This window comes from Actinomycetospora sp., assembly GCF_036497585.1.
Lineage (GTDB): Bacteria > Actinomycetota > Actinomycetes > Mycobacteriales > Pseudonocardiaceae > Actinomycetospora.
The window spans coordinates 1-9345 of record NZ_DASXJD010000217.1 but is presented as its reverse complement, the minus strand read 5'-3'; the positions used below and the strand labels follow the sequence as shown (position 1 = coordinate 9345).

8 protein-coding genes and 1 pseudogene are annotated in these 9345 nt (G+C 76.5%); 7 read left to right on the top strand and 2 right to left on the bottom strand.

Going from position 1 to position 9345, the window contains the following annotated elements; all coding sequences use genetic code 11:
• Positions 1–383: pseudogene (locus VGH76_RS21830) on the top strand (hypothetical protein); the annotation flags it as partial.
• Positions 384–387: 4 nt separating this feature from the next.
• Here the strand turns inward: VGH76_RS21830 and VGH76_RS21825 are convergent.
• Positions 388–582: a hypothetical protein gene (locus VGH76_RS21825; protein WP_331558825.1), complete on the bottom strand. Its 195-nt coding sequence runs from the start codon at positions 580–582 to the stop codon at positions 388–390.
• A gap of 81 nt (positions 583–663) precedes the next feature.
• Positions 664–2493: a gamma-glutamyltransferase family protein gene (locus tag VGH76_RS21820; protein ID WP_331558824.1), complete on the bottom strand. Its 1830-nt coding sequence runs from the start codon at positions 2491–2493 to the stop codon at positions 664–666.
• 156 nt (positions 2494–2649) lie between these two features.
• Here VGH76_RS21820 and VGH76_RS21815 point away from each other — a divergent pair, with 156 nt between their 5' ends.
• From VGH76_RS21815 to nudC, 6 genes are all read left to right on the top strand, one after another.
• Entirely contained in the window at positions 2650–3096 is a 447-nt protein-coding gene (locus VGH76_RS21815) for a DoxX family protein (protein WP_331558823.1), read from the top strand.
• Positions 3093–4508 (top strand): M20/M25/M40 family metallo-hydrolase, encoded by a 1416-nt coding sequence (locus tag VGH76_RS21810; protein ID WP_331558822.1) that lies wholly within the window; start codon positions 3093–3095, stop codon positions 4506–4508. Before VGH76_RS21815 ends, VGH76_RS21810 begins: the two co-directional genes overlap by 4 nt.
• Before the next feature lie 183 nt (positions 4509–4691).
• On the top strand, positions 4692–5450 hold the full coding sequence (locus VGH76_RS21805) for a hypothetical protein (protein ID WP_331558821.1): 759 nt from the start codon (positions 4692–4694) through the stop codon (positions 5448–5450).
• A 102-nt stretch (positions 5451–5552) separates the two neighbouring features.
• Positions 5553–6809: a pitrilysin family protein gene (locus VGH76_RS21800; RefSeq protein ID WP_331558826.1), complete on the top strand. Its 1257-nt coding sequence runs from the start codon at positions 5553–5555 to the stop codon at positions 6807–6809.
• On the top strand, positions 6806–8230 hold the full coding sequence (locus tag VGH76_RS21795) for a pitrilysin family protein (RefSeq protein WP_331558820.1): 1425 nt from the start codon (positions 6806–6808) through the stop codon (positions 8228–8230). Before VGH76_RS21800 ends, VGH76_RS21795 begins: the two co-directional genes overlap by 4 nt.
• Positions 8227–9306 (top strand): NAD(+) diphosphatase, encoded by a 1080-nt coding sequence (gene nudC, locus VGH76_RS21790; protein ID WP_331558819.1) that lies wholly within the window; start codon positions 8227–8229, stop codon positions 9304–9306. Before VGH76_RS21795 ends, nudC begins: the two co-directional genes overlap by 4 nt.
• Positions 9307–9345 lie beyond the last annotated feature (39 nt).

Sequence of the window (9345 nt, the reverse complement as noted above, 5' to 3'; positions counted from 1 at the left end):
CGGGCACGGTCCGGGCCGGGGTCGGCGCGGCGTGGTCGGCCGTGCACCGCGCGGCCGTCGACGTCGCCCCCCGGGCCAGCGCCGTGCTGTCGCGCCCCGGCACGGTCGGGGGGACGCTCGGCGCCACCACGCTGCGGGGGGCCACGGTCGTCACCGGCGACGGTGTCGTGCACACGCTCCCGGGCCGGGGGTGCGCGACGGAGCTGTGGTGGGCGTTCCGGGCGCGGCCGGGGGCGGTCGGCGTGGTGACCGCCGTCGTCCTCGACGCCCGCGACACCACCGCGATGCTGCCCCGGAGCCGCACGACCTCCGAGGAGCTGATCCGCCTGGTGCACCTGGCCCGGCGTCACGACCCGGCGGGGCTGCTCGGCGTCCCCCGGTGACCCCTCAGGCCTCGGCGCGCACCCGCAGCGCGTACATGATCATCGGGTACTGCAGCGGCAGCCGGCCGAGCGCGGCCGCCCCCAGCGGAAACGTCCGGTGTCGCCAGTCCCACGCCATCTGCAGGTTGGCCGGGTAGACGGCGAGGAAGAGCCCGACGGCGGCCGTCGCGCCGAGGCGCCGCGTGGCGGGCCGGGCCACGGCGGTCGGCCGGGTCGGGCCGGGTGCGCCGCCGGCGCAGCGAGGGGAGCGGCATGACGATCACCTTCGCAGACCCGGCGATCACCGGCCGACCGCGTAGCCCTGCATGCCCCGCGGGTTCGCCGCTCCCCAGAGCACCCCCCGGGCGTGGTCGATGCCCACCGCCGAGAGCCGCCCGAGCGACCAGTCCCCGGCGCGGGAGATCCGGTGGCCGCGCCGCGCGAGCCCGGCGATGACCTCGTCGCCGAGCCGGTCCTCGACGACCGCCCCGGCGGGCTCGCGGTCGCGCGGCCAGAACGAGCCCGGCGACGACGTCGTGTGCAGCGCGGGCGCGTCGATCGCGGCCTGCGGTGACCACCCGCCGACGAGGGTGCGCAGCAGGTAGAGCAGCTGCCACTGGTCCTGCTGGTCGCCGCCGGGCGAGCCCACCGCGGTGACCGGGCGGCCGGCGTCGTCGAGCACGAGCGTGGGCGTCAGCGTCGTCCGCGGCCGACGTCCGGGCGTCAGCGTCGAGGGCAGGCCCTCCTCCAGCCACGTCATCTGCAGCCGGGTGCCGAGCGCGAAGCCGAGCTCGGGGATCACCGGGGAGGACTGCAGCCACCCACCCGACGGGGTCGCGGAGACGACGGTGCCCCACCGGTCGACGACGTCCAGGTGACACGTGTCCCCGCGCATCTCGCCGTGGGAGCTGGTCGCGCCCGGCTCCCCCTCGAGGGTCACCGTCGGCTCGCCCACCGCCGAGCCCGCCGAGACGCCGGGCGCGGCCCCGGCCAGCGCGAGCTCGGCGAGCCGCGGCTCGCGCCCGCCGACCCAGCCGGGCCGGACGTCGGGTGAGGCCTCCTCGGACACCAGCGCCCGGCGGGCATCGAGGTAGACCGGGTCGAGGAGGTCGGCGAGCCCCACCGCGTCGTCGACGTCCCCGAACCAGGCCTCCCGGTCGGCCTGCGCGAGCTTGATCGTCTCGAGGACCAGGTGGGCGCCGGCCTCGGTGGACGGGTCGAGCGCCGCGTCGTCGTACGGCTCGAGCAGCGCCAGCATCTGCAGCAGCGCCGGGCCCTGGCCCCAGGCGGGGGTCTTCACGACACGGTGCCCGCGGAAGGAGCCCACGAAGGCGTCGACGACCGAGGCGCGCCACCCGGCCGAGTCGGCGACCGTCAGCACGCCCGCGTGGTCGGTGCCCGAGGCGTGCCGGTGCGGGACCCGGCTGAACGCCTGCACCGCCTCGGCGACGAAGCCCTCGGCCCACGCCGTGCGCACCGCGTCGACGCGCGCCTCGCGGGTCGGGCCCTGCGCGGCCGCGGCGAGCCGGTCGAGGGTGGCGGCCCACGCCGGGTTGCGCAGCACCTCGCCCGGGCCCGGGACCCGGCCGTCGGGCAGCCACAGCGCCGCCGACGAGGGCCAGTGCTCGCGGAACAGGTCCGCGACCGCGCGGATCGTCGAGCCGACCCGCGCCACGGCCGGGAACCCGTCGCGGGCGTAGCCGGTCGCCGGGCTGAGCACGTCGCCGACCTCCCACGTGCCGTGCTCGCGCAGCAGGAGCAGCCACGCGTCGGTCGCTCCGGGGATCGCCGCCGCGAGCGCCCCGGCGCCCGGCACGCGGTCGAGGCCCTCGTCGCGGTAGCGGGCCGCCGACGCCGCCGCGGGCGCCGGGCCCTGGCCGTCGAGGACGTGCGGGGCGGGGTCGTCCGCCGTCACGAACACCGCGGTGAGGTCCCCGCCCGGCCCGTTGAGGTGGGGCTCGACGACCTGCAACACGAAACCCGCCGCGACCGCCGCGTCGACGGCGTTGCCACCCCGCTCGAGCACCGCCATCGCGGTGGCCGAGGCCGCCCAGTGCGTCGAGGCAGCCATCCCGACGGTGCCCTCGAGCGTGGGCCGGGTGGTGAACGCGGGCGGCCGGCTGAAGCTCATGGGCGCATCGTCGCGCAGCGCGTCGCTGCTCGCAGGCCGTGGAGTACGAAAACAATATGTCTCAGTATGCTATTGACACTCAATGGTCCGGTTGAGCAGGATTCCGGTATCGCTCCTGCAGGTCGCGGGGGCCACCGCCGAACGAGGAGACCCGCGATGACCACCGCCACCCGCCCCGAGACCGTCTCCGCCGCCCCGGCCCGCCCGCGCGCCGCCACCGCGGGCCTGTGGACGCTGCAGGTGCTGCTCGGGCTCGCGTTCGTCGGCGGCTCCGGGCTGCCGAAGCTCGTGGGCGAGTCCTCCGCCGTCGCGATCTTCGAGGACCTGGGGACGGGGCAGTGGCTGCGCATCGTCGTCGGGCTCTGCGAGGTGGCCGGCGGGATCGGGCTCCTCGTCCCGCGCCTGGCCGGGCTCGCGGCCACCTGCCTCGTCGCGCTCATGGTCGGCGCCACCGGCGCCCAGCTGTTCTTCCTCGACGCGGGCTACTGGTGCACCCCCGTGATCGTCGGGGTGCTGCTCGCCGTCGTCGCCTGGGTGCGCCGCGGGGAGGTCGCCGCGCTCGTCACGCGACGCCGAGGGCCCGGACTACCGTGGCGGGCGTGACGAGCACCGTGCGGCACTCGGGGACCGTCGAGCAGGCCGAGGTCGCGAGGCGGGCCGACGCCTTCGTCGCCGAGCTCTCGGAGTGGCTCCGGATCCCGTCGATGAGCGCCGACCCGGGCTACCACGGCGACGTGGCCCGCTCGGCGGCCTGGCTCGAGGCGACCTTGCGCCGGGACGGCTGGCCGACCGTCGAGGTCTGGTCCGACACCGCGGCGCTCCCGGCGGTCTACGCCCACTGGCCCGCTGCCGATCCGGCCGCACCCACCGTGCTGGTCTACGGCCACCACGACGTCCAGCCCGCCGACCTCGAGGACGGTTGGTCGTTCGCCCCGTTCCACCCGCAGGTCGTCGGCGAGGAGCTCCGCGGCCGCGGCGCCTCCGACGACAAAGGCCACCTCGCGATGGTGCTGCTGGGCGTCCGGGCCCACCTCGCGGCCACCGGCGCCGCGGCCCCGGCGGTCTCGCTCAAGCTCCTGGTCGAGGGCGAGGAGGAGTCGGGGTCGGCGCACCTGGCCGATCTCCTCGACGCGCACGCGCACGCGCTGGCCTGCGACGAGATCGTCGTCACCGACACCGGCATGGTCGACCGCGAGGTGCCGACCGTGTGCACCGGGATGCGCGGGATGGTCGACCTCGAGGTGGTCTTCCACGGCGCCTCGGTCGACCTGCACTCCGGCCAGTTCGGCGGGGCGGTCGCCAACCCGGTCACCGAGCTCGCGGCCCTGGTCGCGGCGTTCCACGACGACGCGGGCCGCGTCGCCGTCCCGGGCTTCTACGACGACGTCCGCGAGCCCACCGCCCGCGAGCGCGAGGCCTGGGCGGCGCTGCCCTTCGACGAGCCCGCCTGGCTCGCCGGGTCGGCCGCCGGCGCGACGGCGACGGCGGGCGAGGCGGGCTGGAGCACCTACGAACGGCTCTGGGCGCGCCCGACCGCCGAGGTCAACGGCCTCCACGGCGGCTACGCCGGGCCGGGCCACAAGACGATCGTCCCGCACGTCGCCACGCTGAAGATGACGTTCCGGCTGGTCGCCGACCAGAACCCGGCCCGCATCAAGGCCCTCGTCGAGCGGTTCGTCGCCGAGCGGATCCCGGCCGGCATCGACGCCGAGGTGTCCACCGGCGGCCCCGGCGTCCCGCCGCTGATCTGCGACCTCGACTCCGACCTCGTCGCCGCCATCCGCGAGGCGATGGGGATCGCGCTCGGGGCCGAGGTGCTGCCCGCGCGCGAGGGCGGCAGCGGGCCCGAGGCGCTGCTGACCACCCGGCTAGCCGCTCCGCTGGCCTTCCTCGGGGTCATGCTGCCCGGCGACCGCATCCACGCCCCCGACGAGCGGGCGGTCCTGCCGCTGCTGCTCGCGGGCGCCGAGGCGATCGCCCACCTGTGGCGGCTGCTGGGGGAGCGGACGTCCTGACGCGGCGGCCGCCCTCACCCGGGCACGGGGCGTCGCCGGCCCGCCTCCCGTTGGGTCGCAGCAGGGCCGGGCGGGGGGCGGGCGGAGTGTCGGCAGAACGCGTAGGTGTAGCAGTCGGTCATCGTGGGTACGACGCCGGGCTCCCTCCATCGGGTCCGGCGCGGCGTCGGCAGAATCACGCCCGTGTCACTCCCCGGCGTCCTCGCCTCCCACGGCCGCGTCCCGGCGTACGCGGGCGGTCGGGCCCGAACGTCGAGGCTTCCCGCGGGGCGCACGCTCGGGGTGCTCGTCGCACTCGCGCTGGGCGCCATGGCCGTCGTCGTGGTCCTCGCGGTGGCCGTGCCCCAGGTGTCGGTGCTGGCCCGCGTCGTCGGGCTCGCGCCGGCCCCGCCGGCCCCCGCGCCGGTCCCGATGGTGACCGCCACCGCCGTGGTCACCGCCAGCGCGTCCTGCGTCTCGCCCGAACCGCACGACTCGGTCGCCCTCGAGGTCGCCGGCGCCCGCCGGCAGGCCGTGCTCGACGGGTGCGGGCGGCCGCCGGGCACTCCGGTGCCGGTCGTGGTCCCCGCGGACGGGCACCTCACGGGCCCCGTGACCGTCGCGGGCAGCGGCATGCGGACCCCGACCGCGAGCACCGACGTCGCCGGTCAGGGCGTCTCCCCGGTGGTCGCGCGCCTCGAGCTCGCGCTGGCCGTCGCCGCCGCCCTCGGCGCCGGCGCCCTGCTCGTCGTCGTCACCCGGGACCACACCCGCCGGGCCGGGACCGGGCCCCGTCGGCGTCCGGGCCGCCCCGGCACCGGCCGCGTGCCGGCGCAGCGCAGCCGGCCCGCCGCCGCCCGGACCCGGCGCAGCACCGGCCCGCACGCGGTGCGGCCCACCCGCGTGCGGGCAACCCGATCGACGTCCGCCCGGGGCCCAGCCACCACTCGCGGTCGCCGTTAGGGTCGGGGGGTGAGTACGGCCGCCCTCCCCCCGAACCCCGCTGCCGCTCCGGCACCACCCAGCTCCCCCGGGAGCACGAGTGACGCGGCGCGCCATCGCCTCATCCTCGACAACGGTCTGCGGGTCCTGCTCGCCCCGGACACCGCCAACCCCGTCGTCGGGATCGCGGTCCACGTCGACGTCGGGTTCCGCAGCGAGCCCGAGGGACGCACCGGGTTCGCGCACCTCTTCGAGCACCTGATGTTCCAGGGCTCGGAGAGCCTGGAGAAACTCGCCCACTTCCGGCACGTGCAGGGCTCCGGTGGGGTGTTCAACGGCTCGACCCACCAGGACTACACGGACTACTTCGAGATCCTCCCGGCCGCGGCGCTCGAGCGGGGGCTCTTCCTCGAGGCCGACCGGCTGCGCGCCCCGAAGCTGACCGAGGAGAACCTCGCCAACCAGATCGACGTGGTGAAGGAGGAGATCCGGCTCAACGTCCTCAACCGGCCGTACGGCGGCTTCCCCTGGATCCTGCTCCCGCCGGTGCTCTACTCCAGCTTCGCGAACGCCCACAACGGTTACGGCGACTTCACCGACCTCGAGCGCTCCTCCCTCGACGACGCCGCGGCGTTCTTCGACGCGTACTACGCACCGGGCAACGCGGTGCTCACCGTGGTCGGCGACTTCGACGTCTCCGATGCGGCCGCGCTCGTCGAGCGCCACTTCGGTGACATCCCGGCGCGGCCGGTGCCCGCCCGGCCGTCCTTCGGCGAGCCGGCTCCCGACGGCGAGCGCACCGAGTCCGTCGTCGACGCCCACGCCCCGCTGCCCGCGCTCGCCCTCGGCTACCGCATGCCCGACCCGGACACCGACCTCTCCGGCTACCTCGCCCACGCGGTGCTCGCGAGCCTGCTCACCGACGGTGAGGCCGCGCGCCTCACCCAGCGGCTGGTCTACGGCGACGGGCTCGTCACCGACCTGTCCGCCTCCGCCGGGCTCATGGGCGCCCCGCTGGACGCCCGGGACCCCGACACCTTCACGATCACCGCGGTGCACCCCGACGGCGTCGAGCCCCGCCGGATCGTCGACGCCGTCGACGCCGAGCTCGGCCGCCTCGCCGTCGACGGTCCCGATCCCGAGGAGCTGCGCCGGGTCACCGCCCGGTGGTCCGCGGCGCTCTACCGCGAGCACGACCGGCTGATGAACCGGATGCTCGCGCTCGGCTCCGCCGAGCTGGTGCACGGGCGGGCGGAGCTCTCCGACGAACTCCCCGCCGCCATCGCCGCCGTCACCCCCGAGGCCGTCGGGGCCGCGGCCGCGGCGCTGAGCCCCGACTCCCGGGCCCTGCTGGTCCTCACCCCCGGAGCCGACGCATGAGCGCGCCCTCGACGACGCCGCCGGGCGCCGCGCCCGACACCGCCCTGCGCCGCTCCGCCACGGAGATCGGCCGGACCCCGACCGGACCCCGGGGTCTGCCGCCGCTGCGGCCCCAGCCGCAGGTCCCCGCGCCCGCCGAGACCGACACCGTGCTGTCGAACGGCCTGCGCGTGATCGCGGTGCGCCGGCCCGCCGTCCCGATGGTCGAGGTCCGCCTCCGGATCCCGTTCTCCGACGCCGACCCGCGGCACACCGCCGTCGCCGAGGTGCTCGCCTCGACCGCGCTGTCGGGGACCTCCCGGCGCAGCCGGGTCTCGCTCGACGACGACCTCGCCGGCGTCGGCGGGGAGCTCGGCTTCTCGGTCGACCCCGAGCGGCTCGCCGCGGCCGGGCACGCCCTGGCCGACGGGCTGCCGACCCTGCTCGACGTCGTCGCCGACGTCCTTACCTCCGCGTCCTACCCGGCGGACGAGGTCGAGCGGGAGCGCGAGCGCCTCGCCGAGCGCATCCAGGTCGCGGCCGCGCAGCCGTCGGTGATCGCGCGGCGCGCCCTGCAGCGCCAGCGCTACGGCGACCACCCGGTGACCCGGGAGATGCCCGACGTCGACGAGGTCCTCGGGGTCGGCACCGAGGAGCTGCTCGCCCTGCACCGCCGCATGGTGGTGCCGTCCGGGTCGGTGCTCGTGCTGGTCGGGGACCTGGATCCCGACGACGCCGTCGCCGCGGTGGCCGCGGCGCTCGCGGCGTGGGACACCCCCGGCGAGGCCTCGGTGCTGCCGCCGCTGCCCGCGCTGCACGGCTCCGAGCTGCTGCTGGTCGACCGCCCGGGCGCGGTGCAGTCCCAGCTGCGGCTCTCCGCGGCCGCCATCCCCCGCACCGACCGGCGCTATCCCGCGCTGCAGCTGGCGAACCTGGCGTTCGGCGGCTACTTCTCGTCACGGCTCGTGGAGAACCTGCGCGAGGACAAGGGCTACACGTACCACGCGTCGTCGTCGCTGGAGTTCGACCCGTACGGCGCGGCGCTGCTCGTCGAGACCGACTGTGCCTCCGAGGTCACCGCCGCCGCGCTGCTGGAGATGCGCTACGAGCTGGGCCGGGCCGCCGTCGTGCCGCCGTCGGCGTCGGAGCTGGAGTCGGCGCGGCGGTACGCGATCGGCTCGCTGCTGATCTCCATGACGACCCAGGCGGGGCTCGCCTCGACGCTGGCCGGGCTCGCGGGGGTGGGGCTGTCCTCGGAGTGGGTGCGCGAGCACCCCCAGCGTCTCGAGGCGGTCACCGTGGAGGAGGCGGCCGCGGCGGCCGCGGAGTTCCTCGCGCCGGCCCGGTTCACCGGGGTCGTGGTCGCCGACGCGTCGACGACGGCGACGTCGCTGGGCGCATTGGGCGGGATCCGGGTTCCCGGGGGAACATCGATCACGTGACCACCACCTCGAGCTCCGCGACCGCCGGGCCCGACCTGCGCGCCGCGTTCCACCTCGACTCCCTGCCCCGCCTGTCCCGCTCGACGGTGGACCGGCGCGAGCAGGTGCGCGACGACCCGGACCAGGTCGCGTCGACGTGGCCACTCGCGCGGGTGGTGCGGGTCGACCCGCGGGGGCGCACGCCGGTGGAGGAGGCCGACGACGGGTCGCTGCGCCTGGTCGACGCCCCGGCCCGCGAATTCGGGGACACGATCCCGCCCGGCGCCGTGCTGCTCGGCGACGAGGACGGGACCACCTACTGGGGCCTGCGGGTGCCCGACCCCGACGAGCTGCCCGAGAACTTCCAGGCTGACGCCGGCTCCGGGTTCTCCGCGATGGAGCGCTGGCGCGACCTGCGGGTCTCGGGCGGCGACCTCGACGCCCGGTCCGCCGGGCTGCTGACCACCGCGGTGGCGCTGCTCTCCTGGCACGACCGCTCCCGGTTCTGCGGCCGCGACGGGTCGCCGATGCGCGCGATCAAGGCCGGCTGGGCCCAGCTCTGCGAGGCGCACGACCACGAGGAGTACCCCCGGACCGACCCGTCGATGATCTGCCTGGTGCACGACGGCGCCGACCGCGTGCTGCTGGCCCGCCAGCCGATCTGGCCGGAGGGCCGGTACTCGGTGCTGGCGGGGTTCGTCGAGGCGGGCGAGTCGCTCGAGGCGTGCGTGGCCCGGGAGTGCGCCGAGGAGGTCGGGGTCACGGTCTCGACGATCACCTACCTCGGCTCGCAGCCCTGGCCGTTCCCCCGCTCGCTCATGATCGGGTTCTCGGCCGTCGCCGACCCGGACGCGCCGATGAAGCTGCAGCAGGGCGAGATCGAGAACGCGCGCTGGGTGACGCGTGACGAGCTGCGCGAGGCATTGGCCGCGGGCGATTGGATGACCCGCGAGGGCGAGGGGCCGGTGACGCGGCTGTCCGGCGCGCGCGGGGTCGGCGGCACCGCATTCGAGGCCGGGGAGGACCGGGAGCTCATCCTGCCCGGCGGGGTGTCGATCGCGCGGGCGATGCTGGAGGCGTGGGCGGCCGCCGGTTGACCTGCGGTCTTGTGCGTGCGTTTCCGTGCTCAGACACGG

Bases quoted from the DNA above. Each gene is read 5' to 3' on its own strand.
- VGH76_RS21795 (WP_331558820.1), top strand. From the start codon at position 6,806: ATGAGCGCGCCCTCGACGACGCCGCCGGGCGCCGCGCCCGACACCGCC.
- VGH76_RS21815 (WP_331558823.1), top strand. From the start codon at position 2,650: ATGACCACCGCCACCCGCCCCGAGACCGTCTCCGCCGCCCCGGCCCGC.
- VGH76_RS21820 (WP_331558824.1), bottom strand. From the start codon at position 2,493: ATGAGCTTCAGCCGGCCGCCCGCGTTCACCACCCGGCCCACGCTCGAG.